The sequence below is a fragment of the Thermococcus barophilus MP genome, assembly GCF_000151105.2.
Lineage (GTDB): Archaea > Methanobacteriota_B > Thermococci > Thermococcales > Thermococcaceae > Thermococcus_B > Thermococcus_B barophilus.
In genome coordinates, this window is record NC_014804.1 from 1,010,226 (window position 1) to 1,036,185 (window position 25,960).

Consider the following 25,960-nt stretch of genomic DNA (forward strand, 5'->3'; position numbering starts at 1 on the left):
CAAAAATGAGTATCAAACAGAAAGTCTCAAATAAACCTTGTGTGAGATAAAATCAATATAGTCAATCTCGTATCCCTCAAGAACTAACTCTTTACCAAGCAAATTCTTTACAATGATTTTCCCATCCTTAACTTCAAGCAGAGTTACATCTGTCATAACAACTTCTGCTTTTCCATCTTCAAAGACTATGACTTTTGACTGACACATTTACAACACCTTAGAACGCTTTTTTACGTTCAATATCCTTCTTGCAAGTGCTTCGACATCTTCATATATCGGAGAATCCTTTGGAATAGAATCAACTCCCTTCCCTTTATTATCCACATTAATAACGCTTTCATCAAAGTTTACAAGATGGTAGGGCGTTGAATCCGAGAAGACTTTTGCATAAAGCTGGGAGGCTTTTAGGGAGTTGCGAACTTTGTTTATTACAAGGAATATATTTGATATGTTGAGCTGCTTCCCCATTTCTATGAGCTTCCTTGCTATCAATAAAGATTTCAGCGTTGGCTCTGCTACGCATATCATGACGTCGAATTTCTCCGCTAACCCTCTTCCGAAAACCTCCGCTCCAGCCTCGCTGTCCACAATTACAATATCCTTTTCAGATAGCAGGACATGCATCAAAAATGCTCTTGCGAGAGCTAACGCTGGACACAGACAGCCTTCTTTGCTCTGCTCTATGCTACCAACAACAACAAGCTTCAAATTTGGCTTTATTGTTATACCGTATTGCTCAGCCAAATCATCAACTTTTGGAGTCAGTGAGAACAGAACTCCCCAGCCTTCACCTGGTCTTGCTCCAGTCCTTTCCTCCGCAAGCTTTTCATTTCGTGAAAGTGGAACAATTTCTAAAGCTTCTTCAAATGGAACTCCCAGGCTTTGAGCAAGATTGGGAACTGAATCTGTGTCTAAAGCCAGTATATTATACCCTTTATCGGCTAAGATATGGGCTAATAAAGCCGAGATTGTAGTTTTTCCAACTCCCCCTTTTCCAGCGACAAGTATCTTCATTTTAGTACCTCCAGTGATTAAATCCCGCTTCTCCTATAATTGCTTTTTTCAAAATTAAAGATAAAAGGAGAGATCAAACAGGCCACTTGAGCTTCTTCCTCTTCTCAATTATTACATTGTATATTGTCTCTGCTGCCTTTACTGGATCCGGTTCAACGTAGAACTTCCCTCCAAGGAGGTCTTCAATCTCATCCGTGAGGAGCCTGGTAACCTTCTGGCTTCCGAGCACTGGTGGAACTACTCCCAAGTGGGTGAATACACCGCTCGCAACGAAGTAAGTTCCAATTGACACTGCTTTTTCGCTCATCCATTCCGGAGCAGAGCCAGCTACTGGCAGGTCTGGAATATCAACGCCCAAAGCCTCAGCAAGCGCTCCAAGAACAATCAGGATTCTTGAACAGTCAACACAGCTACCCATATGGAGGCATGGCGGAATTCCAAGTGTCTCACACACTGCTCTAAGTCCCTCTCCTGCCATTTTTGCCGCTTCAGGTGTTAATAATCCATGCATCGCTGCTGCAATTCCCCAGCAACCAGTCCCAACTACCAAGATATCTCTCTTTATGAGCTCCTTGGTTAACGTTACATGACTGTGGTTGTGCTTGACCTTTGGATTATTACATCCAACAACTCCAACGATTCCTTTAATTGTACCTTCTCTGAGTGCATTGATGAGAGGTTCGAGCGTTCCCCCAAGGGCTTCAAGGATTGCTTCAACGCTGAAGCCCGCAACAACTTCACTCTTGTGTTTTGGAATGAAGACCCTTTCTTTTGGCCTGTTTTGGAAGTTTTCAATTGCAATCTTGACTATCTCCTTAGCTATCTCATCAGCCTTCTCTGGTTTGAACTCTATGTGCACTGCTCCGGGTATGTGTGCCTTGGGTTCGGTCGTGATTATCTTGGTGTGATAACAGCCGGCTACATCAACCAATGATGGCATTAGGCACTGGTAATCAACGACCATAGCTTCAACTGCTCCAGTAATTATTGCCAGCTCCTGCATCAGGAAGTTTCCAGCTGGGGGGATGCCGAGCCTCACTAAGACCTCATTTCCAGTACAGCACATTCCCGCAACATTCACCCCCTTGGCGCCGTATTTCTTGGCCAATTTCTGCATCTCTTCACTTTGGGCAACTTCGGCTATCTTCATTGACAGTATTGGGTTATGACCGTGGACAATTATATTCACATAATCTTCTTTGAGAACACCCAAATTTGCAGTAGTCTTAATTGGCTTTGGCGTTCCAAAGAGTATGTCGCTCAAATAGGTAGCCATCATTGAGCCGCTCCAGCCGTCAGCAAGAGAAGTCCTCACACCGTGAAGAAGGAGTGAAGCTGGATCTGCATCAACACCCATATGGGTTCTGTGCATACACTCACAGATTTCCCTGTCAATTGCCCTTGGCATGACTCCAAGCCTCTCCCAGACCTTAATCCTCTTCTTAGGTGCCGTCGCCATGAGCAATTTTAATGGCTCATCGTCAGGCTTTCCGAACTCCAATTCCAAGATATGTGCAACTTCCGAGGCTATTTCACTTTCACTCTTCCCCTCGATATCAATGCCAAGAATTTGAGCCAATCCTTTAAGCTTCTCAACATCTGTCAGCCTGTACCCCTTAAACTCTCCTGTTGCTGCTCCTTTAAACACGTGGACGATGTCTCTTGCATGATCGCTGTGTGCTGCTGCTCCTGCAGCAATCATTCTCAAAATGTTCCTTGCAACTATTGTATCAGCATCTGCTCCACAAACACCTTTTGTTGGCCCAGCGCCAAATGGGTCGATCCTACATGGACCCATGTTACAGTTTCTACAACAGATTCCCAGAAGACCGAACCCACATTGGGGTTGCTGCTCTAAAAAGCGGTGCCAAGCGGTCTTCACGCCCTCCTCTTCAGCCTTCTCAATTAGGTTACCAACGCCCTTAGTTTCAGAAACCTGCTTTGCAGGAACCTTAAACTTTATATATTCCGCCATCACAACCACCTCAATACCACTTAACCTCTAAGTAGGCAGCATAGACATCCATTGGGCTGATTCTCTCTTCCTTTTTCTTTTCCTCAACAACTGGCTTCATGTATACAATTCCTGGAACTTTCAAGCCCGAAATTAGTTCCTCCGCTCTTTCTTTTCTAATCTCGTCAAGAATCTCCTCAAGGGTTCCAAACTTCAATGCCTTGGTGGGGCAAGCTTCTACACATGCCGGCTCCCTGCCTTCCCTAACTCTCTCAATGCATGAATCGCACTTCAGAACAACCTTGTACTCTGGCTCATATTTCGGATGTCCAAATGGACATGCCATAACACACATCAAACAGCCAATACACTTGTTGGTGTTGAGTATTACAAAGCCTTCTTCGCTCTTCTTTATTGCTCCAGTTGGACAAACTTTCATACATGGAGCATCTTCACAGTGCTGACACCTCAGCGGAACATTGAAGAAATCCGCAACTACAACCTTTAGCCTCGGCTTGGGTGTTGGTTTTTCAAAGATTGCTCCAAATAGTGTTTTGCTCATTGAATGTTCAACGGCACACGCTATTTCACAAGATCTGCATCCCATGCACTTCTTTGGATCAATGTAAATTGTTGGTCTCTCCAAACTTGTCTTAAGAAGCGACATTGTTATCACCTCGAAACTTAGGTAAACAAAGGAGATTAATAAGGAGACCGTGTTCGGCAAATAACTCAAAAACTTCTTAATTTGTTCATGCACAAGAACACGTTTCAGTATTCATAAAGTGATACTATTGCTTTTTCTCTTATTTCCCTGTACTCCTTTAAAAGGTCTTTAGCAAACTCCGTCAGAATTGTTATCCCTTTTTTCCTGCCCCCTCTGACAGATATAATCAAAGAAATGCCAAGTTTTTCTTCGAGACTTCTTATTTTTTCCCAATACGTCGAAGGGGAAACTCCAAGGGCTTTGCATGCAGCTCTAAATGAATTAACCTGGGAAATTAGTTCTAAAAGTTCCAAAATCTCTCCAGGGATCTCAACACCTTCTTTTGTCACGAATGAGACCCGTATTTTAGGTGAAAGCCCAACAACGTTTCGATTTATTGCACAGGGTGAAAAGAGCATTTTTCTAAGGTCATCCTTAGTGATTTTCTTATAATTCACTTCAAATCTTGAAAGTGGACATTTTGAGAAGTTCCCATATGGATTCAAGTATAGAGTTTTACAGTTCTCAGCACCTGGAGATGTCAGCAACGTTACTGGATAATTGTCTATGAAGACCTTAATGGCATTGTAGAAATATTTCCTTCCATAATGAAGACCAATTTCAACGTTTTCTTTTTTCGCAATTTTTTCAAGAAATTTATCTGCATATGGAGATGCGTAAAGCTTTGGTCCTAACGTTATCTTTAACCCGTAACTTTTGCATAGTTCAATTGTTGAAAGAATTTCAGCAAAGTCAGAGTTGGAATCCAGCAAAATATACGCCTCAAGATTGTCTATACCCTGAGAAAGGAGCATTTTTACTGTCTGAAGGTTTGACTTTATGTCCTTATAAGAGGGTATAATTAGAGAAATAAAATCAACGTTTTCAAGAGAAGTTTTGTTGAGAAAATTTCTTGAGACTGATACTGGAATGAAGAGAGTAAGCTTTTTACAGAGTTCCATAGTTTGCCGGAGTATGATGTCAATCTTTGGATGGAGGAGAGGATTTGGGCATGTCAAAAGCCCTTCATCAAATCTAAAATCCTCAAGGTGAGAGCTGAGTATTTCTAATGCCTCAAGAGGGAGCATTATTCCAGCGCAACCAAATTTCTCTTTCCAAGGACATATCAGACAACTACTGTCACATTTGCTTGAAGGCTGAACTGCTAAAATGCTCATATCCATCACTCGAATATCACTTCAAATCCACAGAAAGAATTGCCAAGTCCCCAGCAGTAGATTTCACGAGTTACGTTCTTTCCAACGAGTTCTTCCATGACACCTTGAATAAGCCCTGCTTCAAAGTCACATAGGGTTCTGCCAATAGGAGGTGCTCGGTAACAACTGATACATTCATATATATTCACTTTCATCTTGCTGAATGACTCGTCTACAATGTCAAGAAGCCCTATTTTTTGATTTAGAAAGACTTTTGGCAGGTCATCAATGCTCCTAATCTCTCCAGTTTCTATCAATCTGCGAGCCAGATTATACCCTGCACCTCTCAAAATTAGAGTTCTCAAAGACGGGCTGTATTCAAGCATGCCATAAGAAACCATTCTGAATGTCCTCACGTATTCCCTATCCTCTGGAGAGATTTTCACGAAAAACGGACGTACAACATTGAAGTAATTTTCCGGGGTTAGTCTAATCTCTTCTCTATGTTTCCTTTTGCTTTTAACCTCCTCTTTGTAAATTTTCCTCCACTTTTCTATTAGAACACTAATATCTTCCATACCAACCATCTAATGAAATTATTTGCATACATCACTTTAAGATTTTTGGTCACAAATCTTTTCAATGAAGAGATTCAACTGATTTCTGTGATACTCCTAAAGCTTCCCATCATTGAAGGAGAGTTCATTAAAAGGATAAACAGATTTGTTGGGTTGGTCAGAATAAGAGGTGAAGTCAAAAAAGCTCTTATAACAAACACTGGTCGCTTAGAGGAATTTATGATTAAAGGTAGAAAGTGCTTCTGTATTCCAAAACAAGGAGGAAAAACAGACTTTATTTTAGTTGCATTTGAAGATAAAAATTCGAAGGGAGCGGTAATTGATACAAGAACTCAAGCAAAAGCATTTGAGAGGGCTGCAGAGCTTGGATTAATTTCATGGCTGAAAGATTGCTACATTAAAAAGAGGGAAGTCAAAGTTGGAGCTTCTCGACTGGACTACCTTTTAGAGTGCAGTGGAGAAGAAATTTGGGTTGAAATGAAAAGTGCTGTGCTTAGAGAAGGAGAATATGCAATGTATCCCGACTGTCCGAGCTTAAGAGGTCAGAAGCACATCAGAGAGCTCATAAAACTCCGAGAGGAGGGTAAAAGAGCTATGATTGTTTTTATTGGTGCTTTGCCAGAGGTTAGGAAGTTTAAGCCTTATGCCAAAGGTGATCCGAAAATTGCAAGGCTTTTAAAGGAAGCAAAAGCTAAAGGAGTTGAAATAAGAGCTTTGAGTATAGCTCTCTTACCCTCAGGAGAAGTTGTTCTTGAAAGAGATAATCTTGAGGTTGAAATTTAGGAGAGTTTTTAAAGCCCATAGAGCTTAACACTTCTTAGGGGATAACACCCCAAGCTTAAAAGAGGTGTCTGGAATGACGATTGTGGATGTTAGAATTTTAGTTGAAGGTGCGAGCGACGTTGAGGTTGTTAGCAAAGCTCTGCAAGGTCTTGCATTGGGGAGTGAATACAACATAACGATTTCCTCAATAATTCCAACGACGAATTTAGAAATTGCAAAAAGCGCAGCTGCTGGAGCGGATTTATTAATAATAGCAACTGATGCCGATAGAGTTGGGAGGGAACTTGCAGACAGGCTTTTCAGAGAGCTCAGCGAATTAGTTGGACATGTTGAGAGGATGAAAATCCCTCTTGGGCATGACTTAGAGCATATAGATGTCGAGCTTGTGAGGAAAGAGCTCAAAAATACTCTCGTGAGAGCAGGATTGAAGAGTCTGCAGCTTCTCCCGGAGTATATGGCTCTCAGAAATCAGTTGCTTGACTTAAAGGGAAAATACGATATGCTTGAACAAGAGAAACACAGCCTCGAAAATCAGCTGCAGGAAATTGAGCAGAAATATGAAGAACTTAAGCAAGAATATCAGAGGTTAAAAGATGAAAATGAAAACTTAAAAATACTCCTTGACAAGAGAAGCAACTTGGTGAAGATTGAAGAGGCTTGGAAGCAGATTTTTCCAGGGGAGGCGGTTCCAAACGAAGAAATCATAGGGAAAGCCGTTGAAAGGCTCGGGTTACAGGGTAGGGTAATTGTCGGTCAAGGATACATTTACGCAGAGGAGGAACGGCTGATTGAAGAGCTCTTAAAGATTGTATATCTTACCATGACAATTGCAAAACCAGAAGGACGAGAACCACCAGAAGAAAGAGCTGATGAAAGTGAGAGAATAGAAGAGACTAAAGAAACTGAGGTCTTTCATGAAAAAATAGAAGAGCTTTGATTTCTATATTTTATTTTGTGATGCTCTATGAACATTGAAGAATTTGAAATGTATCTTGAATTAGAAGGCAAAAGCCAGAATACAGTTAGGATGTATTCCTATTATGTGAAAAAATTCTTAGAAGAAGGAAATGATTTAAACGCCCGCTCTGCCCTTCGCTTCTTGGCAGTGCTTAAAAGGAGTGGATATTCAAATAAAAGTTTAAATCTCGTTGTTCAAGCATTAAAAGCCTACTTTAGGTTTGAAGGGCTTGAAGAGGAAGCTAAGAAAATAAAATCTCCGAAAGTCCCCAGAAGCTTACCAAAAAGTTTAACAAAAGAGGAAGTGAAGAAACTCCTAAGTGTAATTCCACCAACAAGGAAGAGGGACAGGCTTATTGTATTACTGCTCTACGGCTCTGGACTTAGAGTAAGCGAGCTCTGCAATTTAAAAATCAATGACGTTGACTTTAAGCGCTCTTTAATCATCGTCAGAGGCGGGAAAGGCGGAAAAGATAGGATAGTACCAGTTCCAGGAGCTCTCCTCAAAGAGATTGAAGATTACTTAAAAATGAGAAATGACGACAGTGAATATCTGCTTGTTGAAGAAAGAAGAAGCAGAAAAGACAGGCTCTCACCAAAAACAGTATGGTACATTCTCAACAAATATGGAAAAAAAGCCGGGATCAAGGTAACCCCCCACATGCTCAGGCACAGCTTTGCTACCCACATGCTCGAAAACGGGATTGATATTAGGGTCATTCAGGAAATCCTTGGACATTCAAACCTCTCAACGACCCAAATCTACACCAAAGTAACAGTTGAACACTTAAGGAGAGCACAAGAAAAGGCAAAGCTAATTGAGAGTTTGATAGAATAAAGCATTTAGGTCAAACAAATCTAATACATCCCCTTTCTTCTCAATAAGGCGAGGTAGCTCGTAAATGCCCCTGCTGAAATAGTATCTCCAAGACCTACTGTTGATACTGGATTTTTAACCAGCCTTGTTGGGATGATAACAATCTTATATTCCCTCGTTCTCAATTTTCTTTTTGCCTCCTCAAACCTAAGCTTCACGAATTCGCCATATTCATTATACGGCACTCTCAAGCCTACTTTAAAGTCCTCTGGACTCTTTATGTCTCCAAGAGAAGCTCTTGCTGCTGCGAGTGTTGTTGCAATCTCCAAACTCTGCCTAAGCTCATCTTCGCTGAGCGGGTTGTCTTTGTGGGTAATGTACATAAGATAGTAGATTGTATGAATCTGCAAAATTTCGAGATTGAGCTCATCAAGAATAATCTTCCCACCCAAAACGGTATCTTCAATTCTGTTGTAGTTAAAAATCCTATCTGCAAGCTTTGGATATCCAAGAGAATTTAAAATGTGAGCAATCTCTGATTCATCCATCCCAACGCTATCAGCTAAGGGAAAGATGTTGTAGATAACCTTCTTTCTCAGCTCTCTGTCCTGAATTGATGCAAACTCCACATGGATTTTGATGTCCTTGTTTTTCTTAAGAAGTCTTATATCTTCCTTTGCCTTCCTTAAGTAATAGTTGGCATCTTTTCCATCAGAATATCGTTTTTTAATTCCCTGATATCCAGATAAAATGGCACCATCTACAAGCTCACCAATTTTCGGTAAAAATGGCTTTAGGTCTTCTTTGGTCTCAATCCTAATGCTCTCAAAACGGGAAGCAACAATAAAGCGGCCAGAATGGGGAACTTCTATAACCTCATTACCCAGCTTAAATCTTGTTCCTTTTCTAAATTCAAAAATCCTGTTCACCTTTACGGGATCATTCTCACGATAAGCTTCAATCGGCTTCTTCAAAACCAGCTCTCCATTCTCAACAACAGGATAAAGAAGATTTGGCTTGTTAACAAACATTTGAGCCTGTCTCTTAGCTAAAATGGGGGAGTATGCTATAACTTTTTTAAAATCAAGATTAGCAAGAAGGTTGGCAATGATTCCAACTTGACCTCCAATCCTCTCCACATTGTACTTAAATCTCTCATCAAACCATGTATGCATTTCTTCATTTACAAGAGGAACAGCCATAGGCTTTCCAGTTTTTAGAGCATGAATAAGACGAGCAACGAAATCAATTGGCTCGTTGATTTCTCTCGGATAATCCTCCATCCTTCTCCTTACGTTCTCTGATCCAAGCTCTCTGATCAGCTTTTCAATGTGCTCCTTTCTGAGGTAAACTATTGCATCCACGTTAACATTGTACGCTAAGTACAAGCTGAGCTTTTGGGCATCTTGAAAAACATCAATCATTGGTATCACCCTCGGTGAATACTAATCCAAAGTTAAGGATTCTGTTTAAAATGTTTTCGCTGTAATCACTGGATAAATGTCAAATCGAACCAAGGGAGAAATAGAAAAAGTTCAATATTCCATGAAGAGCCTTCCAAGCCATGGAATTCTCTCCCGAATGTCCAATTCTCGCAGGACAAGCCACAGTGATGCCTGATTGCTTGTAACAACTGGTACACCCAAATCTTCCTCAAGGGGTTCAATTATTTCAAAAGTTCTTAAGTTGGTGCAGCTTATGAAAACTGCATCCACGTCATCAATGAACATTGCTTTTGCCATACGATAAGCTTCATAGGGTTCAAGCTTCCCCACTTGAACGTTATCAACAATTCCGAGTCCTCTAATATCAAGAACCTCAAATTCGTTAGCTTCAAGAAATTCCTTTTCTCTCTGATTTATTTCATCGGTATAGGGGGTTATTACCATTATCTGCTGAGCATCCAATATCTTCAGTGCCTCAATAACAGCTGTGCTTGTTGTTACAACCGGAATGTTGACTTCTCTTTCAATTTTTTCCTCGAGTTCAGCTTCAAAATTAATCCCACCTATAAAAGAACCGCTGGTACATCCATAAAGGATTAAATCGACATCTGCATCTTTCAAAAGTCGTGCACTATCAATCGCAAGGGAGCTCATTTTTAAAAGTTCTTCCTCTGTAATGCCTTTTAATGGCATCCTTGCTGTGTGAAGGGAAACACCCTCAGGCAGGGCAGAGTGAAGCTCCATCTCCATCGTGGTGTTTGAGGAGGGAACAATCAGCCCAATTCTGCCTCTCCATCCATACATGCATTCCACCTAAAAGAAGTTCTCAGGGCATTACTTAAACCTTTGGTTCACAAAAGGTTAATTAGCTAAAAACATAACGTTAAGATGGTGATTTTCATGGAGTTAAGTGAAGCTATAAACAAGAGGACATCAGTAAGATTTTATGAGGAGAGAGAGGTTGATGAGGAAACTTTAAGAGAGCTAATTAAAGCCGCCATAAGAGCACCGACTGCGAGCGGACTGGAGAACTGGCTTTTTGTAGCATACAAAAGTAAGGACATTCGGGAAAAGCTCTATGAGCTCATAAAGCAGGGGCATATCGAATATTTTACTGAAAGAGGATTACCAGAGGAAAAAATGAAGAAACTTCTCAAGAGATTCGAAGAAGGTATGTACAAGGCACCGATTTATTTGGGTGTATTTATCAACAAAAACGTTAAAGCGCTGAAAGATGAGAAATACAGCGAATTGGAGTTCTGCTTTGCATTAGAAAGTGCCGCAATGGCGATTGAGAACTTAATGCTAAAGGCTGTTGAACTCGGATTAGGGACTTGTTATATAGGGGTTGCATGCTTCGAACAAATAGAAAAGGAGCTCAAGAAGATGGCAGGTCTGGGAGAAGAGTACTTCCTTGTGGGGTTGATAACAATAGGATATCCAAAGGGCGAGATTTCTCCGAGAGAAAGAAAGAAAAGTGTCGAAGAGGTGCTAAAAATAATTTAGGAACCTTTTTATTAAACTTATGCCTATCAGCATACGGTGAAAAAATGATCGAGTTTGTAATACTGCTCGGCATTATTGGTGGATGGGTCATTTTCGCATCTACTCTATTTTTGATGCTTGCTCTGGGCAAGATGTGGGGCTTACTGGGAATTGCCCTTTTAATTGCCGGAATTGAAATAAACCACAAACTGAAGGCAAAGTATATGAAAGCAGTTATGGACTATTCACCGAGAGCAAAAGAACTTGCAATGCATATATTTGAAATGAATGAGCTTATATTAATGTCATCATATGTAATAGCCTTGGCACTTTATGCAGTCATCCAAAAATACATAGAAATAATGATAAAACTTCCTGTGGTGTGAGAGCTATGTTTAACTGTGTGATAATTCGATATGGAGAAATCGGAACAAAATCAAAGCAAACAAGGAGATGGTTTGAGCAGATTTTGGTGAACAACATTAAAGAGGCATTGATTACTGAGGGGGTTGAATATAAAAGCGTTCTTGCAAAACATGGAAGGATAATAGTTAAAACAAATGAAGCAAAAGAGAGCTTGGATGTTTTAAAGCGGGTATTCGGTATTGTTTCCCTCTCTCCAGCGATGGAAGTTAATGCTGAATTAGAAAAAATCAACAAGACTGCTCTGAAGCTCTTCCGCAAAAAGAAGAGAGAGCTCAACTTGGAAAAGCCCAAGTTCAGAGTTACAGCGAGACGAATTACAAAGGAGTTCCCCCTGAAAAGTCCAGAAATTCAAGCTAAAGTTGGGGAGTATATCCTGGAGAATGAAGAGGCCGATGTGGATTTGAAAAACTATGACATAAATGTTGGCATTGAAATTATGGAAGGCAAAGCCTACATCTTTGTTGATAAAATAAAAGCCTTTGGCGGCTTACCAATAGGGACACAGGGAAAAGTTGTTGTCCTGCTTAGCGGCGGGATAGATTCCCCCGTGGCAGCGTTTCTCATGATGAAGAGGGGCTGTGAGGTGGTTCCAGTTCATATATACATGGGAGAGAAAACCCTTGAAAAAGTCAGAAAAATATGGAATCAGCTAAAAAAGTATCACTATGGTGGAAAAAGTGATTTAATCGTGATCAAGCCAAAGGAAAGGGAAAGGGTTCTCCGAAAGCTTAAGGAGCTTGGGAGAGAAAACTACACCTGCATTTTCTGCAAATTCATGATGGTGGAGAATGCCGATAAGATAGCGAGAGAATTTGGGGCTAAAGGCATTGTCATGGGGGACTCCCTCGGACAGGTTGCATCCCAAACGCTGGAAAATATGTATATAGTTAGCCAAGCAAGTGATTTACCTATTTACAGACCGCTCATAGGACTGGACAAGGAAGAAATAGTAGGAATAGCAAAAGAGATAGGCACTTTTGAGCTATCAACACTACCTGAAGATGAAGTCCCATTTATTCCAAAGCACCCAGTGATTAGAGGTTCTTGGGAGGAATTCAAAAAGCTCTACAGGGAGATCTTCGGGGAAGAACCAAAAGAGAGGGGATGCTAAAATAAAAGAGGTGATGAGATGGTGAAAGCCGTTGCTTTGCTTAGCTCAGGGATAGATTCACCTGTAGCTATTTATTTAATGCTTAAAAAGGGGTTAGAGGTCATCCCAATCCACTTTAAACAAGATGAAGGCAAGTATAAAAAAGTCCAAAAAATTTGGAAGCAACTGAAGGAGCTCTACCCCGAAAGGCTGAAGGAATTAGTCGTCGTTGATGTCTATGAGTACCAAGCTCCCGTTTTTGAAAAGATTATGGAGATGAAAAAGCACAAGTGGATTTGTGTCTTTTGTAAATTCACTATGTACAGGAAAGCCACAGAGATAGCAAGAGAGAACGGGGCATTAGCCATTATAACCGGGGATTCCCTGGGACAGGTTGCATCTCAAACCCTTGATAATTTGTTTATAATTTCGCTGGCAACAGATTTGCCGATCTTGAGACCACTTATTGGATTAGACAAAGAGGAAGTCATAAAAATCGCCAAGAAAATTGGAACTTTTGATATAAGTATTGAACCTGAAGAAGGTTGCCCCTTTGTGCCAAAACATCCAATAATCAGAGGCTCGCTGGGAGAGTTCAGGAGGATATACAAAGAGATCTTCCAAGCCTCATGCTAATTACACAATTTTGTATAATTTTGCCTTAAAAGAAACACTTATATAGGAAACTTCTTACATATTGACGGTGATAAAGATGAACGTATTTTCAAATACACTCGAGCTTTATGAGAAGTTTAAGCCAACCCCCCTGGTTAGACTTTCGCTTTCAGACGAAAGGGGGGATGTATTTTGCCAAGTTAGAGTTCTTTAACCCCTTCAGCAGGAGCATAAAAGACAGAGCTGTTTTTAACATGCTTATGAAAGCCAGAGAGCGGGGAGAAATAAATGGAAGAAATAAGCTTTTTGAAGCAACTTCAGGAAACGTTGGAATTGCCATGGCTTCCATAGCAAACATCCTTGGGGTTAAATTTAGAGCATACCTACCCAAGCCAACTCCTACCACCACGGAAATTCTGTTGAGAGTTCTTGGTGCAGAAGTCATAAGGACAGAGTTCGATACAATAGACCCAGCTATGGTAGAGTTCGTGAAGAGGGAGGCAGAGAAAAACAACGCTGTAAACCTCAACCAGTTTGAAAACGAGGACAACTTTGAGGCGCATTACAAATATACCGCAAGAGAGATTGAAAAGCAATTAGAAAGCATAGGAAAAAAGCCGGATGTCATAGTGGCTGGAATCGGGACTTCAGGGCATATAGCGGGCATATCTAAGTACCTTAAAGAGAAGTACGATACTAAAATAATAGGAGTGGTTCCGGCAAAAGGAGAGAAAATCCCAGGGATAAAGAGACTTGAAACAAAGCCAAAGTGGGTGCCCATGGTAGAGATTGACCAGATAGTTGAGATAACTTTAAAAGAAGCGATAGAAGGTGCTATAAAAATTGCCAAGAACGATGGTATTTTGATAGGTTTAAGTGCAGGAGCAACTGTGAGAGCTCTCGAAATGCTCAGGGATGAATACAAAGGTACAGCAGTATTGATGTTTCCTGACGATGGATTTAAATATGTTGAGATATTTGAAAGATACTTGAGTGGCAGAATATGAAATTAGCTGTGTATCTACTGTTTCTCCAAGCTTTCTTTTTATTGTACTATTATGTTAGTGAAAACTCCTTAATATATCTGGCATTTGGTTTGTTAAACTTTATCTTAGCATGGGCTATTCTTAGGGGAGAGAAAAGGGCAGTTAAGGTTACATTGGTTTATAAAGGAGTGGATCTATTTTTCTCAATCCTAATGCTGATGAGTGGAGTTTTAAGTGCTGGAATCAGTGCCTTGATAGACTTTGCAATAATCCACGATCTTATTGGTCTATTTGGAGCTGGAAATAAGAATAATTGACACTTTGGTGGAATCTGCCCTCCTCCCCGCCCTGAAGGGTGAAGCTTGCAAAAGAAAAAAATCAAAATCCAAGAGCTGAGGTGCGATTATCCTCTAACCTTTCCAGGGATCACCTTCTCCAGCGTACTTTTTAGCCCATAGTACTCGTCCTTATTGCCTATACTAACTTCCACTTTTCTGGTTTTTCCTTTTTCTGGATCTCTGTATCTGATTTCGACTCCTGAAGACAGCCATCCCTTTTTGAACTTAATCTCCTTCACAAGCTCATATGGACAGAAAAATTCGTACCCTATTAGCTCCCCGTTGTCAACTCTACCAATGGCTATGCCATCATTTAAAACGCAAATATCTTTGTAAACACCATCGTCATCTAAGAAGGAAGCATAAAAGAGAACTCTTCTGGATTCTTTTAATCCTTTTATCTGCTCTGACCACTCATTAAAAATATTCTTATCTGTATAAAACCTGCGAATAATTTTTTGAACTTCTTCTCTGCTGGCGTTGTATGAGATATCAAATGCGGTTTCAAGCTTTCTAACTCCTCCCTGAACCATATATGTTCTGTCCGGGTTCAAATATACGAAAAGTGTCCCTTCTTCTCTATCTAACGTAAGAGTTACAGGCACTTTCTTTCCTTTTTTCAAATCTTTTATGTCTTTTTTTGGATACTCGGTTGGTAGTTGTGAAAACACCTTAAGCGTATCTTCAAGCGTTAGACTACCAAGATTAATCTCCACCCCTTTCCCGGTATATTTCCTCAAATCTTCAGAAACTCCCACAACACTCACAGTGCATTTGGTTTCCGGGAATTTAACACGAAATTCATTGGACATCGGTTTTTTTGAGTAAATCTTTTCCTTAACTTTACGTAAATCGTAGCCACATACCGGGCAAAAATCAAACTCCTCATCGAGCTGAGTTCCACATTTTGGGCAGTACATGCTTCCCACCCACTTTATTTTATCAAAAATTCTTGGATATAATTAAACATTTTTAGCACCTATTATTTTACATAATTGGTTAAACACTTTTAGTTTATAAAAAATTTATTAAGATTTGGCCACCTAAATAACCACTGAATACCTAAATACATTGGGCTGGAGCCTCTTCTTTATAGGGGCTTTGGCTCATAGTGGAGGGGAATAGCATGGGACATAATTTTAGGTTCTGTCCCTACTGCGGCGGGGAGCTTAAGGAGAACTATAAATTTTGTCCGTACTGTGGAAAACCTCTCGAATCCTCTGAATCCATTGAAAAACCAATTTCCGAATCGGCTGTTGTGAAAGAACATATCCAACAAATATCAGACAGACCAAAAGAGGAATTCTCCCTGTCTTATATTCCCCGAGGGAAACCAGAACCCAAGAAGGTCAAGCGTAAGGTAAAAGTAACTGGGGTGGATAAAGACCTGAGATTCAACGGATCTAAGGGCACAAAGTTTGGAAAACTCACACTTAATGAAGCACTTGCTTTATTTGAGAGACTGCCAAGAGAGTATCCTTATTTTTCGGAAGATGCAAATCCAATAGTCTTTGAGCTTAACGATGGTGCCCTGAGAATTGGATTGAGAACAGATGGACAATACCAGATTACATCAGTGCTACCTATTCGAGGAACTGTAATAGGATTTACACTGCTTGAGCATGCAAGCTTTGAAGAGGCACTTGGAGCTATTGAACGATTTTATAAGGAGAAAGACTTCTGCAAAAATGCATATTATGCAAAGGAAAGGTACCTCGAGAAGCAAGAAGTCAGAGAAGGTAAATATCTTCTGAAAATGCCTGGAATATTTGTGAGGTACGATGGTGACGTAAAAATCCCCTCCGTCCTCTATTTAACCGCAAAGGGACTTGAATTCTACGGTCATGAAGGGATTTACTATTCCATGGAGATTCCGGAAAATCTACCTTATTTTGCCAGAGAAGGCATAAGAAGGATAAAATTCAACAAAAAGCGCACTGAAATGGAGGTTACATACGTTGACGATAGTGGAAAGAAGGGTAAATTCACATACGTCTTTCTCATTCCGGAAGAAGGAGATAGGTACTATCAGGTGCTCTCTTCCCACTTCCCCGGAAAAGTTAAGATAGGAGGTTGGTTCTGATGAGCAAGCTTGCCTATATTTTTGCCGCAATGCCGGGATTTGGTTTGATGCTGAGTTCCTGGGGGAAGGGAATTGTTTATGAGAAGGAGATGTGCATAGGCTTCCCGTGCTATGCCATTTTGATAGGGTACATTTTAGTTTTTGTTGGAGCTGCTGGATGGATTTTAGATATCAAGTTCAATACGGAGAGTGACGAATACCGGAAAACCGTCGCACTTTCATTTTTGGTATTTTTCGTGGTTGGTCTGCTCGCAGTAGTCAGTAGTTAGGGGGTAGATACATGACAATTTCAAACAAACTCCTCGCCTTTCTTTTGATTTTTCTGTTTTTGACGTTCGTACCATACACAAAAGGGAGCAACGACTACTGGATAATGAAGTATACCTACAAAGAGAACCCTGACCTCCTTCTGGAATTTGGAAAAGGCGCTCTTCGCAGTGCACGGTATGAGAATGGGGACATAGTTATGGTTGAGACCATTCCAATGAGCAAAACAAGATTTGACTTTGCTGTTTCCCTTGTAAGTCAAGACGGGGAAGTCAAGTGGACTAAACTCTATGGAAGCAAAAAAGACGATGAAATTTTAGCAGTTGCCATTCTGAAAAATGGAGACATCCTTCTGGCAGGATGGAGTGGTTATCCAAGGGACGGGCTTGTGGTATGCCTCGATCCAAATGGAAACATAAAATGGAGCAAGCTTATTGGCGGAAAGGAAAGTGACGAGATCAGAGCTGTAGACGTTGCACCGGATGGCAGCATTATTCTTGTTGGAGAAACATATTCCGAGACTTCGACTCAAAGCCTGTGGGTGATCAAGCTTAAGCCTGATGGGAAATTGAAGTGGCACCGTGTATTTCAGCTTTATGAGAAGGATCACTATCAATCCGTAACGGGACTTTCCGTTAAAGTTTCCTCGGGGGGAAGTATACTCGTAGGAGGTGTTTCAAAGCAGAGGACTGCATTTTTAGCAAAGCTCACAGAAAATGGAAGCGTTAGATGGGCAAGGGAATACACCATCTCAGAAAGCGGAGAGGGCATTTACGGGATTGAAGTGCTGGAAGATGGGACAATACTAACTGCCGGGGAATACTATACAACAACCGCCAACCTCTTCTTGATGAAGCTCAACGGTGAAGGTCAGGTTCTCTGGAAAAAAGGATACGGATCAAAATATGGGAAGAATGAGAGAAACACTGAATTCTACAATATCGTTTTAACCACCGATGGAGATATACTTATTGCAGGACGTTCTGAACAGTTGGATATTTCAGCGGGGCATGGGGTGTTAATTCATGCCGACAAGAATGGAAACCTAAAGTCCTGGTGGTCGATGAAACAATTTGTTAGCGTTAGGGCTATATATGTGGATGGAAAAGACATCATCGCCTATGGAAGTGGATGGAAGAAAACCTCAGTCTTAGCTGTTTTTCCGCTGGAAGGTTCCTTTGAGTGCTTTGAAGAAAGCGATGTTGAAGTAACTTCCAAACCCCTGACTGTAAAAACATCCAAGATTAACTTAAAAGGCAAAGCCGTTCAGTTTGCCTATAAAAACGCCGGCATTAACGTAACAGGAAAAATTGAGCTTATAGGGGAAGAATTGTGCAGAAGCAAAGGGGATATGGAAGAAACCCAAACTTCAACAACTCCCCGAGAAGTGTCAACCCCAACCGAGGAGAACTACTGGGTAAAGAGCCTCATTGGAATAGGAGATGATGAGATAACTGACACCGCCATTACTGCAGAAGGGGATATAATCGCAGTCGGCACAACCACAAGCTTTGGAGAAAATGGAGATGTTTTGGTAATGAGGTTAAGCTCAAAAGGGGAAATCCTCTGGCAGAAAGTGTACGGAGGCAAAGGAGACGACAGTGCACATGCCGTTGCTGTAACAAACAACGGCGAGATTATTGTTGTTGGACAGACGAACAGCTTTGGTGCTGGGGATTATGATGTATGGATTCTTGGACTGGACAAAAACGGAAATGTAAGGTGGCAGAGCACCTATGGTGGTGAATACGGCGAAGGCGGATTGGACGTTGATCTCTTTACAAACGGTGATATTCTGGTTGTGGGATACACCGGGGGGTTCGGAGCTGGAAACTTTGATGCATGGGTACTTAGGCTTGACCCCGTGGGGAACATTAGATGGCAGAGAGTGTATGGGGGAAGTGGAGAGGATATAGCATGGGGAGTAAAGGCAGTAAACGGTGGAACCGAGATAGTGGTGGTAGGCTATACCAAGAGCTTTAACGCGAAAGGTGAAGATGGATGGATAATGTACCTCGATGGCAATGGCAACATAAAATGGCAGAAAATGATCGGAAGTGATAAGGATGATGAGTTCTTGGCTGTTTCAGAAGATGCTGATGGAAACATAGTTGTAGCAGGAATGTTAACCGGAAAGGATGACTACGAAAAAGGCTGGGTGGTTAAGCTGAACAAGAGGGGAAAAGTACTGTGGCAGGGAGCATATGGAGGAGAAGAATACGGAGATGCATTTTTCGATATAGACACAGCAGGAGATAGAATTACTGTTGTGGGAGGCACTCAAAACTTTGGAACAGAAGAGACAGGATCGTGGGTGCTCCATTTGGACTCAAGCGGAAACATAATTAATGAATTCGTGTGTGAAGAAGGCGATTCAATGCTTTGGAGCGTTGCAACAGATGAATCATCAACGGTAGCCGTTGGGTATTCCACAGTTGAGGGGAAAGACATCTTCATCATGAAGCTTCCTAAAGACGGGAACTTAGAATGCACAATTTGCAGAAGCTCCGAGGCGATAGTTAGAACTCCAGCTATTATCATCAGAGACTCGAAAGCGGTTAGTGAAAACACTAAGGGGATCATGAAAGAAAGCAGAGGAACCGTTGACGTATCAGACTTTAAGGAAAAAGTGAACTGTCCTGCTGAAGAGATAAAAGAGACAAAACATAGAGAAATCAGCTCCAGTGAATCCCCGTCGGAAGTTACACCAATCCAAAGCCCTGAAGAAGAAAGCACTAAAGGAATCTGCGGTCCGGGAGTTTTTGCAGTTCTGGCAATTCTGGGGAAAATAATAAGAAAACGCAAGGGAAACTGAGCTTTTTCTAATTTTTGTTTTTAATCTCCAAAAATTTATTTCAAAATTATCCTCGCATCAACTACAACTGCTCCTTCGCCTTCGTTGTAGACAAACACTGGGTTCAGATCCATTTCCTTTATGTAGTCTTTCAGATCATCAACAAGCTTTGAGACTTTCAACATCATGTCAACCAATGCTTTCATGTCAGCCGGCGGCTCTCCTCTTGCACCGGCAAGGATTGGATAGCCTTTGATGCTCTTTATCATCGCCCAGGCATCCTTTTCTTCAATTGGAATAATCCTAAATGTAACATCCTTGAGGATTTCAACGAAGATGCCACCAAGACCGAACATTATTGCATGCCCGAACTGCGGATCTTCAGTTACACCAATAATAACTTCCCTTCCAGGCTTGAGCATTGGTGCAACAAGAACGCCCAAGATCTCTGCATCTGGGCGGTATTTTTTGGCATTTTCATGAATTTCCTCCCACTTTTTCTTTAACTCTTCCTCATTTTTAATGTTCAGGGCAATGATTTTTGCGTCGCTCTTGTGAAGTATCTGTGGTGACATCAGCTTAAGAACAACGGGGTAGCCGATCTCTTTGGCATATTCAAGGGCTTCATCAAGGGTCTTTGCGAGCTTTTCATCTGGAACAGGCAGTTCATAAGCCTTTAAAACCTGCTTTGCTTCATATTCAACTAATGCTTTTCTACCTCTGCTCAAAACATCTTCAATAACTTTCAAAGCTTCATCCTTCATAAAATCACTCCCCTTCAACCTTCTCCAAATATTTTGCGTATTGAACAAGACCGGCTAAAGCCCTAACTCCCCTTTCGGGTGTTGGATACACCGGAACTCCTTTCTCCTCAAGCAGCTTTGCATAATACTCCGTCTTTTTACCGCCCATTGCAACTGCCACAATTGGTTTCTCACTATTCTTTGCATATTCTGATAGGATTTCAATTATCTCCATCTCATTTAATAGCGGCACCTGGAAGAGTACTATCACCAGAATGGCATCAACATTCGGGTCATTTACAAAGCCTTCAATTGCAATCTTGTATCTTTGAGCGTCTGTGTCGCCAACAACATCAGTTGGGTTACCAGCGACTGCATGTGGTGGGAAGTTCTCCTTAAGGAACTTGAGAGTTTCTTCGCTGAGCTGCGCCATCTTCAAGCCGAATTTGGCAACTGCGTCACTTGCCATGACTCCAGCTCCACCACCATCAGTGATTATCCCAATCCTATCGCCTTTTGGAAGCCTGCACTTTGCAAATGCCTTAGCAACATCAAACATGTGCTCAAAGTCTTCAGCTCTGATTATTCCAGTCTGCTTGAATACCGCATCGTAAATTACATCAGCTCCTGCCAGCGAACCAGTGTGTGATGAGGCAGCCTTTGCTCCATACTCGGTTCTCCCACTCTTCAGTGCAATGACGGGTTTTACTTTTGTTATCCTCTTTGCAGCTTCGATGAACTTTCTACCGTCCTTAACTCCCTCAATGTAGAAGGTAACAACTTTAATTTGGTCGTCATAAATGAAATAGTCCATTAAATCAGCATCGTCGACATCTATCTTATTTCCATAGCTGACCATTTTTCCAATTCCTATACCCGCCAAAGCAGCCCAGTCAAGCATTGCTGCTGCGAAGGCTCCACTTTGAGAGACGAAAGCTATTGGGCCGCTCTTTGGCCTGTCCATCTTTTCCTCCGGTAAAAATACGGTATCCACACCTGTGTCTGGAACATAGACACCAACACAGTTTGGTCCAATAACTCTAATCCCGTTTGCCTTTGCTATTTCGTAGATTTCTCTCTCTAATCTCTTTCCTTCTTCACCAAGCTCTCCAAAGCCTCCTGTGATGATTATAACTGCTTTGATGCCTTTTTCCGCAATGTCCTTCATTGTGGCTGGGACAAAGGGGGCAGGAATAGATATAACAGCCAAATCTGTGTCTTTGGGGAGTTCCTTAACGCTCTTATACACCTTATACCCCTCTATTTCATCAAGCTTTGGATTTACGGGATAAATGTTGCCCTTGAAAATCCCCTGCTCCTTATTCCTCTTAAAGTTCTCAAAAATAACATTTCCAACCTTCCCTTTTTTGTTCGTTGCTCCGATGATAGCGACTGCCTTTGGTTCAAAAAAAGGCTTTAATTCTTCAACGATTTTTGGCATTTCCATTTCTATCACCTTTAGTTAAAAACTTTCGTTGAATAAAGCTTTCTTTCGAAGCTTTTTCCAATTAACTTTCTTCCTTTCGCTGTATAAAAGTTTTATGTATGTCAAACAGAATCCTTGATGAATTAGAAACTACATTGATGATAGCAATTTGGAAGAAATGCCCAGAACTATTTTAGGTAACTTTTCAAAAATTCAAAGCTCTTTTTAAAATCATCCAAACTTCTGACTTCTAAGCTCCAAGTAACATTTTTGGGCAATATCCTAAGCACCTTATCCCACGGAATTATACCCTCCCCCAATGCCAAGTGAGAATCGTTTTCCCCCTCATTGTCATGAAGATGAACATGGATTATCTTATCTTTCAAGACTTCAATGAATTCAGCAAAATCATCACTCACTGTGTACAAATGCCCCACATCGAAAGTAACGTATAGATTTGTACCGTCAATTAACTCATATATCCTCCCAGCTGTTTGACCATCTAAAATTGGAAATTTTGGCATATTTTCAAGAGCCACCTTAATTCCAATTCTCTCAGACACCTTGTCAATTTCTTCCAAAGAGCGTTTATGGACTTTTTCATAGGCATTGGAGAATTTAAGCTCAAGGTGAATAATGTCCCGGATGAAGAACAACCAGAGAGAACCCATTTCATGTGCATTTCAGAGTTTCAAAGATTATTTCAAGCGTTACTCTTCGGAGCTTTTCATTGAGTGCGGCAAGATTTAAATCGCTGAAGGGAGCATGAATAATGTTTTTCATGCCATAGCTTTCTAAATATTCAAGATGAAACCTGTAGTTGTATTTATCTAATACATGATACCCCTCACTCATTATTTCAACGAAGTCTAAGGGAAATTCTCTAAGTTTGTATATAGCAACACCCAAACTTCTGTCAAACAGTGCGTACGTTGAGGCACCTATCAATTTAACCACCCACAATGAGCTTTGCTATTAAAACAGCATATATTGTGCCGAATATATCGCTGTTGTTTGAAATTAATGGAATCGCAACGTTGTCTGGATCTATATCCCTCTTAAAGAGGAGGTATGAAATAGTGTAGGAGTAGAACATTATGAAAAGTGCCATAAGTGGATACGTGAGAGCAAGCTCTAAGGAAAAAGATACGCTGCTTCCAAGAATAAGTTTTGCAAGCATGATGCCGAAGATGTTTATTAAACTGCCTATTACAGGAGTGGTTGCAAACAGAGAGAGTATATCCAAAAACGGTTCCACAGAAAAGAACTTTTCAATTTCTCCAAGATGCAGCTTTGTTGAAGTCTTTGCTGCAATAACAGAACCATAGTTTCCAAAGCTGCTGAGCAGAGAAGGATAAGCGAATCCGAGAATTACAGAGGCTTGAATTAAGTGGCTGAATTTTTCCAGCGTAAATCCAGAGATTAGAGAAAGAAGAGCCAAAAGGGTTATTATCACAAAAAGCTCTTTGAACTCCAAAAGCTCTGTTCTTCTTACTTTGCTGATCTCAACAAGAAATAAAAGAAGGAGTATAAGACCAATATTCGAAGTCCAAAACACTGTTTTAGAATGCTCTAAGATAAGAATAAAGGCTATAAGAGATGGTATCGTCAGCAGATCTCCCATTGAAGCAACTAAAGGGGCGGCAACACTATCTGGATCTGTCCCTCTTTTAAAAGAAAATATAGTCACAAATGCTGTAAAATATCCAAGTAATAGGGATACAAAAATCGTAGAACTTATGACTATCAGCAAAATCTGAAAGGAATGATAGCGGATTCCCTTAATTACCCCAATCATCCAGAGGATTGTAACAGGAATGAGAGAAAGCATCATTGCAATCACAATGTTCCTTAAAACCCTCTTCTCTCCAATTTTTGGTTCTAAATCACCCAAATAAAGCATCGTTGAAAACCGAGATGCCATGGAACCAAAAACATTACCTCTCAACCCCATCATTCCCGGAAGAATCACCAAAATGCCGGGATAGGCAGAACGAATCTTATTAAAATACTTACCCAGAAAAGTTCCTCCAAAAAATCCAATTATCAATGAGATTACCAATGAAGCCAATGTTGCTGTATATGCTTCTTTTAGTCTCTCTTTCAGATCCAAGAAGACTGTCATCGCTCTCACCCTCCATCTCTGACACCTCCTTCCTTCTCATCTTGAAATCAACAGTTAGGTATATAAAATTTCTCAGCTAAGTCTTTCTTATCTCTTCATCACTAATAAAACCCTTTGCATATGGGCAGAGTGTCTTCAAGGGGCATTCATCGCATCTTGGACTTATCGGACGACAGATTGCTTTTCCATGGTCTACCATTGCATGGTTCACATAGATCCAAAGCTCTTTAGGAATAAGCTCCTTTAAATATTCCTCAACTTTTTCAGGTGGGGCTTTTGGTGGAGCTAAACCTAAACGCTTGCTTATCCTGTTCACATGGGTATCAACAGGGATTGCTTGCTTGCCGAATCCATAAGCCAAAACTATATTCGCACACTTCCTCCCAATGCCGGGCAGTTTAACAAGCTCCTCTAACATGTCGGGGACTTTTCCACCGTATTTTTCCAGAATTATTCGAGAGCATTCCACAATCCACTTTCCCTTATTTTTCCATAAACCAACTCCATTCTCCCTCAACAATTTCTGAACATCCTCGATTTTAGCATTTGCCAAGGCATGAACTGTCGGATATCTATTAAAAAGCAACTCACTTACCCTATCAGTTACTTCATCTCTATTCCTCTGGGAGATTATACATCTTATAAGGGTGAAGAAAGGGTCCCCATGTAGAATTCTATCCCTTGGATACATCTCAATTAACTTTTTAACAATTTTCAACGCCCGCTCTTTCTTTTCTTCCCAGCTCTCATTAAATGTGAATGAGTCTGAGCTTTTTACCTTCTCCATGAACTATCACCAGTATATTTTTAGTCCCCCTAACTTCTTTAAGCCCTTCGAATTTTTCATTATAAATTTTGTGTCCGTCCTCAGTCAAGACTAAGACTTCATCTTCAAAAATGAGTACAATGCTCTTTTCGAGGAATATAATATTCTTGACAACTTTATTAAATTCAAAGTCCAGAGTTAAGGGTTTTTCTGAGGAAAGTTCTATTTTTGTGTCCTCTCTCACTCTAAATTCTTTAGGTTCCGCATAAATGACCTCAAACTTCAATGGCTTCCCCAATAAGTCAATCTCAATAACATCCCCCTCTTTAATTTCTCTACCCTTTATCTTTGCCTTTAAGATATCAACAAACTCTGGGGGGAGTTCTACTTCAAAGAGAGGTTTGAGAATGAGCCTCATTTAGCATCCCCAATTAAAATAACCTTTACTGCACTTAAAAGGATATTCATAATTCTGGTAGTCTATATACCCGAAAGGTTTATAACGGCTAATATATCTATCGATATATCGAGGTGAAAAGCATTGGAGCGACCAAAGTTTAAAGGACATCTCAAGTTGCTCGTGCTTCATCTGCTAAGCAAGAAGCCAATGCACGGGTATGCTGTAATGAAGGGACTTGAAGAAGAGTTTGGGATTCCAGCTCCAAGTGCTGGGGTTATATACCCAATCCTGTTCAGCTTGAAGCGCGCTGGACTTATTGAAACAGCGGGGAGTGGAAGGAGAGAGAAAAAAGTCTACAAAATAACAGAAGATGGTGTGAGATACCTAAAAGAGCATGAAGAGGAACTGAGGGAGGCAATCAAACTCGCAAGAATTTATAGGGAATTTTCTGAGATGGGAGGGAGAGAACTTAGAGAAGCCTTCAGACTACTTTTTGACAGATTTGATAACCTTACAGAAAAGCAGAGAGAAGAGCTTTCTAAGATAATAAGAGAGTTTGCAAAGAAAATCAAATTCATCGTTGAGTTTGGTGATTCGTATGAGTGAAACAAAAAGCTGGAAAGAATATTATGACTATATGGAGCAAAAAACCCCATTGACAATTTACTACCCAATATGCGGTGGAGGGGAAGAGTGCATAACTGCCTGTCCCTATGGTGAAAAGATCTGGGACGTTGAACCTATGAAGGTCTCCCTCTTTGGCTTCAATCAAAAAGTTCGCCTAAGGCCGGTTATGAAAAATCCAGAGCTGTGTAAAGAGTGTTATTTATGCGTCGAAGCCTGCCCAACGGGCGCGTTGAGACCTAAAGATAAGCCCGCTAATCATCCATTATTGACTCTTGTCTACAACACATTAAAGCTTCCGTTTAAGAGGAGATACAACATCAAGTTCGTTTTTCGTCCTGAACATGTTGAGAAGTTCAGGCGCAATAATGGGAGGTGAAT

General features: G+C 40.8%; 31 protein-coding genes. 15 read left to right on the plus strand and 16 right to left on the minus strand.

Annotation, left to right across the window (positions count from 1 at the left end; translation table 11 throughout):
• Positions 1–12 precede the first annotated feature (12 nt).
• The 6 genes from TERMP_RS05740 to TERMP_RS11280 all read right to left on the minus strand — a co-directional run bounded on the left by TERMP_RS05740 (position 13) and on the right by TERMP_RS11280 (position 5,418).
• The gene (locus tag TERMP_RS05740) at positions 13–207 is read right to left on the minus strand and encodes a CooT family nickel-binding protein (protein ID WP_013467425.1); all 195 of its coding nucleotides are present in this window, start codon (positions 205–207) and stop codon (positions 13–15) included.
• Positions 208–1,014, minus strand: a complete 807-nt coding sequence (locus tag TERMP_RS05745) for an ATP-binding protein (RefSeq protein WP_013467426.1) — start codon at positions 1,012–1,014, stop codon at positions 208–210.
• A 73-nt stretch (positions 1,015–1,087) separates the two neighbouring features.
• Positions 1,088–2,989, minus strand: a complete 1,902-nt coding sequence (cooS, locus tag TERMP_RS05750) for an anaerobic carbon-monoxide dehydrogenase catalytic subunit (RefSeq protein WP_013467427.1) — start codon at positions 2,987–2,989, stop codon at positions 1,088–1,090.
• A gap of 10 nt (positions 2,990–2,999) precedes the next feature.
• Positions 3,000–3,635, minus strand: a complete 636-nt coding sequence (locus TERMP_RS05755; protein WP_013467428.1) for a 4Fe-4S dicluster domain-containing protein — start codon at positions 3,633–3,635, stop codon at positions 3,000–3,002.
• 104 nt (positions 3,636–3,739) lie between these two features.
• On the minus strand, positions 3,740–4,858 hold the full coding sequence (locus TERMP_RS05760; RefSeq protein ID WP_048159771.1) for a winged helix-turn-helix domain-containing protein: 1,119 nt from the start codon (positions 4,856–4,858) through the stop codon (positions 3,740–3,742).
• Positions 4,858–5,418: a V4R domain-containing protein gene (locus TERMP_RS11280; protein WP_081452206.1), complete on the minus strand. Its 561-nt coding sequence runs from the start codon at positions 5,416–5,418 to the stop codon at positions 4,858–4,860. Before TERMP_RS11280 ends, TERMP_RS05760 begins: the two co-directional genes overlap by 1 nt.
• A 72-nt stretch (positions 5,419–5,490) precedes the next feature.
• On the opposite strand from TERMP_RS11280, the gene sfsA reads away from it, so the two are divergent.
• From sfsA to xerA, 3 genes are all read left to right on the plus strand, one after another.
• On the plus strand, positions 5,491–6,192 hold the full coding sequence (sfsA, locus tag TERMP_RS05770) for a DNA/RNA nuclease SfsA (RefSeq protein WP_237702887.1): 702 nt from the start codon (positions 5,491–5,493) through the stop codon (positions 6,190–6,192).
• A gap of 73 nt (positions 6,193–6,265) precedes the next feature.
• Entirely contained in the window at positions 6,266–7,129 is an 864-nt protein-coding gene (locus TERMP_RS05775) for a toprim domain-containing protein (RefSeq protein ID WP_013467432.1), read from the plus strand.
• Positions 7,130–7,156: 27 nt separating this feature from the next.
• Positions 7,157–7,987 carry a site-specific tyrosine recombinase/integron integrase gene (xerA, locus tag TERMP_RS05780; RefSeq protein ID WP_013467433.1) on the plus strand — a complete coding sequence of 277 codons (831 nt, stop codon included), beginning with the start codon at positions 7,157–7,159 and terminating at the stop codon, positions 7,985–7,987.
• A gap of 20 nt (positions 7,988–8,007) precedes the next feature.
• Here the strand turns inward: xerA and pfkC are convergent, their stop codons facing one another.
• Together pfkC and TERMP_RS05790 are read right to left on the minus strand one after the other, a co-directional pair.
• Positions 8,008–9,390 (minus strand): ADP-specific phosphofructokinase, encoded by a 1,383-nt coding sequence (gene pfkC / locus TERMP_RS05785; protein ID WP_013467434.1) that lies wholly within the window; start codon positions 9,388–9,390, stop codon positions 8,008–8,010.
• A gap of 111 nt (positions 9,391–9,501) precedes the next feature.
• Positions 9,502–10,215, minus strand: coding sequence for a maleate cis-trans isomerase family protein (locus tag TERMP_RS05790; RefSeq protein ID WP_013467435.1), 714 nt, complete (start codon positions 10,213–10,215; stop codon positions 9,502–9,504).
• 96 nt (positions 10,216–10,311) lie between these two features.
• Here TERMP_RS05790 and TERMP_RS05795 point away from each other — a divergent pair, with 96 nt between their 5' ends.
• From TERMP_RS05795 to TERMP_RS05820, 7 genes are all read left to right on the plus strand, one after another.
• Positions 10,312–10,917, plus strand: coding sequence for a nitroreductase family protein (locus tag TERMP_RS05795; RefSeq protein ID WP_013467436.1), 606 nt, complete (start codon positions 10,312–10,314; stop codon positions 10,915–10,917).
• Between the two features lie 44 nt (positions 10,918–10,961).
• Positions 10,962–11,282, plus strand: a complete 321-nt coding sequence (locus TERMP_RS05800) for a hypothetical protein (RefSeq protein WP_013467437.1) — start codon at positions 10,962–10,964, stop codon at positions 11,280–11,282.
• A gap of 5 nt (positions 11,283–11,287) precedes the next feature.
• A complete protein-coding gene (thiI, locus tag TERMP_RS05805) occupies positions 11,288–12,433 on the plus strand; it encodes a tRNA uracil 4-sulfurtransferase ThiI (RefSeq protein WP_013467438.1) in 1,146 nt (381 codons plus the stop codon).
• Between the two features lie 21 nt (positions 12,434–12,454).
• Complete coding sequence (locus TERMP_RS05810; protein WP_048159942.1) at positions 12,455–13,048, plus strand: 7-cyano-7-deazaguanine synthase; 594 nt, start codon at positions 12,455–12,457, stop codon at positions 13,046–13,048.
• Between the two features lie 67 nt (positions 13,049–13,115).
• Positions 13,116–13,241 carry a hypothetical protein gene (locus TERMP_RS11735; protein ID WP_256381350.1) on the plus strand — a complete coding sequence of 42 codons (126 nt, stop codon included), beginning with the start codon at positions 13,116–13,118 and terminating at the stop codon, positions 13,239–13,241.
• Positions 13,213–14,034, plus strand: coding sequence for a cysteine synthase family protein (locus TERMP_RS05815; RefSeq protein ID WP_013467441.1), 822 nt, complete (start codon positions 13,213–13,215; stop codon positions 14,032–14,034). Before TERMP_RS11735 ends, TERMP_RS05815 begins: the two co-directional genes overlap by 29 nt.
• The gene (locus TERMP_RS05820) at positions 14,031–14,330 is read left to right on the plus strand and encodes a hypothetical protein (RefSeq protein WP_013467442.1); all 300 of its coding nucleotides are present in this window, start codon (positions 14,031–14,033) and stop codon (positions 14,328–14,330) included. The genes TERMP_RS05815 and TERMP_RS05820 overlap by 4 nt, the downstream gene beginning before the upstream one ends.
• Before the next feature lie 86 nt (positions 14,331–14,416).
• Here the strand turns inward: TERMP_RS05820 and TERMP_RS05825 are convergent, their stop codons facing one another.
• Positions 14,417–15,271, minus strand: coding sequence for a zinc ribbon domain-containing protein (locus TERMP_RS05825; RefSeq protein WP_013467443.1), 855 nt, complete (start codon positions 15,269–15,271; stop codon positions 14,417–14,419).
• A 206-nt stretch (positions 15,272–15,477) separates the two neighbouring features.
• On the opposite strand from TERMP_RS05825, the gene TERMP_RS05830 reads away from it, so the two are divergent.
• Genes TERMP_RS05830 through TERMP_RS11285 form a run of 3 tightly spaced genes read left to right on the plus strand, consistent with a single transcriptional unit; the run spans position 15,478 to position 19,516 of the window.
• Entirely contained in the window at positions 15,478–16,434 is a 957-nt protein-coding gene (locus TERMP_RS05830; protein ID WP_013467444.1) for a zinc ribbon domain-containing protein, read from the plus strand.
• Positions 16,434–16,703 carry a hypothetical protein gene (locus tag TERMP_RS05835; protein ID WP_013467445.1) on the plus strand — a complete coding sequence of 90 codons (270 nt, stop codon included), beginning with the start codon at positions 16,434–16,436 and terminating at the stop codon, positions 16,701–16,703. The genes TERMP_RS05830 and TERMP_RS05835 overlap by 1 nt, the downstream gene beginning before the upstream one ends.
• Positions 16,704–16,714: 11 nt before the next feature.
• Positions 16,715–19,516: a CGP-CTERM sorting domain-containing protein gene (locus TERMP_RS11285; protein ID WP_013467446.1), complete on the plus strand. Its 2,802-nt coding sequence runs from the start codon at positions 16,715–16,717 to the stop codon at positions 19,514–19,516.
• Positions 19,517–19,551: 35 nt separating this feature from the next.
• Here TERMP_RS11285 and TERMP_RS05845 read toward each other — a convergent pair whose 3' ends face one another.
• The 7 genes from TERMP_RS05845 to TERMP_RS05870 form a co-directional block, all read right to left on the minus strand.
• Positions 19,552–20,259, minus strand: a complete 708-nt coding sequence (locus TERMP_RS05845; RefSeq protein ID WP_013467447.1) for an acetate--CoA ligase family protein — start codon at positions 20,257–20,259, stop codon at positions 19,552–19,554.
• A 4-nt stretch (positions 20,260–20,263) separates the two neighbouring features.
• Positions 20,264–21,685 (minus strand): acetate--CoA ligase family protein, encoded by a 1,422-nt coding sequence (locus TERMP_RS05850; RefSeq protein ID WP_013467448.1) that lies wholly within the window; start codon positions 21,683–21,685, stop codon positions 20,264–20,266.
• Positions 21,686–21,852: 167 nt separating this feature from the next.
• Positions 21,853–22,335, minus strand: coding sequence for a sugar phosphate isomerase/epimerase family protein (locus tag TERMP_RS11680; protein ID WP_013467449.1), 483 nt, complete (start codon positions 22,333–22,335; stop codon positions 21,853–21,855).
• Between the two features lies 1 nt (position 22,336).
• Positions 22,337–22,612, minus strand: a complete 276-nt coding sequence (locus tag TERMP_RS11685; protein WP_013467450.1) for an apurinic/apyrimidinic endonuclease family protein — start codon at positions 22,610–22,612, stop codon at positions 22,337–22,339.
• A gap of 1 nt (position 22,613) precedes the next feature.
• A complete protein-coding gene (locus TERMP_RS05860; RefSeq protein WP_013467451.1) occupies positions 22,614–23,789 on the minus strand; it encodes a magnesium transporter in 1,176 nt (391 codons plus the stop codon).
• A 76-nt stretch (positions 23,790–23,865) separates the two neighbouring features.
• Positions 23,866–24,576 carry an endonuclease III domain-containing protein gene (locus TERMP_RS05865; RefSeq protein ID WP_013467452.1) on the minus strand — a complete coding sequence of 237 codons (711 nt, stop codon included), beginning with the start codon at positions 24,574–24,576 and terminating at the stop codon, positions 23,866–23,868.
• Positions 24,539–24,973: a DUF6849 domain-containing protein gene (locus TERMP_RS05870; RefSeq protein ID WP_013467453.1), complete on the minus strand. Its 435-nt coding sequence runs from the start codon at positions 24,971–24,973 to the stop codon at positions 24,539–24,541. The genes TERMP_RS05865 and TERMP_RS05870 overlap by 38 nt, the downstream gene beginning before the upstream one ends.
• Positions 24,974–25,096: 123 nt before the next feature.
• Between TERMP_RS05870 and TERMP_RS05875 the strand changes: the two genes are divergently transcribed.
• Positions 25,097–25,561, plus strand: coding sequence for a PadR family transcriptional regulator (locus TERMP_RS05875; protein ID WP_013467454.1), 465 nt, complete (start codon positions 25,097–25,099; stop codon positions 25,559–25,561).
• A complete protein-coding gene (locus TERMP_RS05880) occupies positions 25,554–25,958 on the plus strand; it encodes a 4Fe-4S dicluster domain-containing protein (protein WP_013467455.1) in 405 nt (134 codons plus the stop codon). Before TERMP_RS05875 ends, TERMP_RS05880 begins: the two co-directional genes overlap by 8 nt.
• Positions 25,959–25,960: the final 2 nt, after the last annotated feature.

Bases quoted from the DNA above. Each gene is read 5' to 3' on its own strand.
- TERMP_RS05740 (WP_013467425.1), bottom strand. From the start codon at position 207: ATGTGTCAGTCAAAAGTCATAGTCTTTGAAGATGGAAAAGCAGAAGTT.
- TERMP_RS05815 (WP_013467441.1), top strand. From the start codon at position 13,213: ATGTATTTTGCCAAGTTAGAGTTCTTTAACCCCTTCAGCAGGAGCATA.
- TERMP_RS05850 (WP_013467448.1), bottom strand. From the start codon at position 21,685: ATGGAAATGCCAAAAATCGTTGAAGAATTAAAGCCTTTTTTTGAACCA.
- TERMP_RS05830 (WP_013467444.1), top strand. From the start codon at position 15,478: ATGGGACATAATTTTAGGTTCTGTCCCTACTGCGGCGGGGAGCTTAAG.
- TERMP_RS05755 (WP_013467428.1), bottom strand. From the start codon at position 3,635: ATGTCGCTTCTTAAGACAAGTTTGGAGAGACCAACAATTTACATTGAT.
- TERMP_RS05865 (WP_013467452.1), bottom strand. From the start codon at position 24,576: ATGGAGAAGGTAAAAAGCTCAGACTCATTCACATTTAATGAGAGCTGG.
- TERMP_RS11280 (WP_081452206.1), bottom strand. From the start codon at position 5,418: ATGGTTGGTATGGAAGATATTAGTGTTCTAATAGAAAAGTGGAGGAAA.
- pfkC (WP_013467434.1), bottom strand. From the start codon at position 9,390: ATGATTGATGTTTTTCAAGATGCCCAAAAGCTCAGCTTGTACTTAGCG.
- xerA (WP_013467433.1), top strand. From the start codon at position 7,157: ATGAACATTGAAGAATTTGAAATGTATCTTGAATTAGAAGGCAAAAGC.
- TERMP_RS05745 (WP_013467426.1), bottom strand. From the start codon at position 1,014: ATGAAGATACTTGTCGCTGGAAAAGGGGGAGTTGGAAAAACTACAATC.
- TERMP_RS11285 (WP_013467446.1), top strand. From the start codon at position 16,715: ATGACAATTTCAAACAAACTCCTCGCCTTTCTTTTGATTTTTCTGTTT.
- TERMP_RS05860 (WP_013467451.1), bottom strand. From the start codon at position 23,789: ATGACAGTCTTCTTGGATCTGAAAGAGAGACTAAAAGAAGCATATACA.
- TERMP_RS05760 (WP_048159771.1), bottom strand. From the start codon at position 4,858: ATGGATATGAGCATTTTAGCAGTTCAGCCTTCAAGCAAATGTGACAGT.
- TERMP_RS11680 (WP_013467449.1), bottom strand. From the start codon at position 22,335: ATGGGTTCTCTCTGGTTGTTCTTCATCCGGGACATTATTCACCTTGAG.
- TERMP_RS05835 (WP_013467445.1), top strand. From the start codon at position 16,434: ATGAGCAAGCTTGCCTATATTTTTGCCGCAATGCCGGGATTTGGTTTG.
- cooS (WP_013467427.1), bottom strand. From the start codon at position 2,989: ATGGCGGAATATATAAAGTTTAAGGTTCCTGCAAAGCAGGTTTCTGAA.
- TERMP_RS05825 (WP_013467443.1), bottom strand. From the start codon at position 15,271: ATGTACTGCCCAAAATGTGGAACTCAGCTCGATGAGGAGTTTGATTTT.
- TERMP_RS05880 (WP_013467455.1), top strand. From the start codon at position 25,554: ATGAGTGAAACAAAAAGCTGGAAAGAATATTATGACTATATGGAGCAA.
- TERMP_RS05820 (WP_013467442.1), top strand. From the start codon at position 14,031: ATGAAATTAGCTGTGTATCTACTGTTTCTCCAAGCTTTCTTTTTATTG.
- TERMP_RS05870 (WP_013467453.1), bottom strand. From the start codon at position 24,973: ATGAGGCTCATTCTCAAACCTCTCTTTGAAGTAGAACTCCCCCCAGAG.
- TERMP_RS05775 (WP_013467432.1), top strand. From the start codon at position 6,266: ATGACGATTGTGGATGTTAGAATTTTAGTTGAAGGTGCGAGCGACGTT.
- TERMP_RS05845 (WP_013467447.1), bottom strand. From the start codon at position 20,259: ATGAAGGATGAAGCTTTGAAAGTTATTGAAGATGTTTTGAGCAGAGGT.
- thiI (WP_013467438.1), top strand. From the start codon at position 11,288: ATGTTTAACTGTGTGATAATTCGATATGGAGAAATCGGAACAAAATCA.
- TERMP_RS05800 (WP_013467437.1), top strand. From the start codon at position 10,962: ATGATCGAGTTTGTAATACTGCTCGGCATTATTGGTGGATGGGTCATT.
- TERMP_RS05795 (WP_013467436.1), top strand. From the start codon at position 10,312: ATGGAGTTAAGTGAAGCTATAAACAAGAGGACATCAGTAAGATTTTAT.
- TERMP_RS05790 (WP_013467435.1), bottom strand. From the start codon at position 10,215: ATGTATGGATGGAGAGGCAGAATTGGGCTGATTGTTCCCTCCTCAAAC.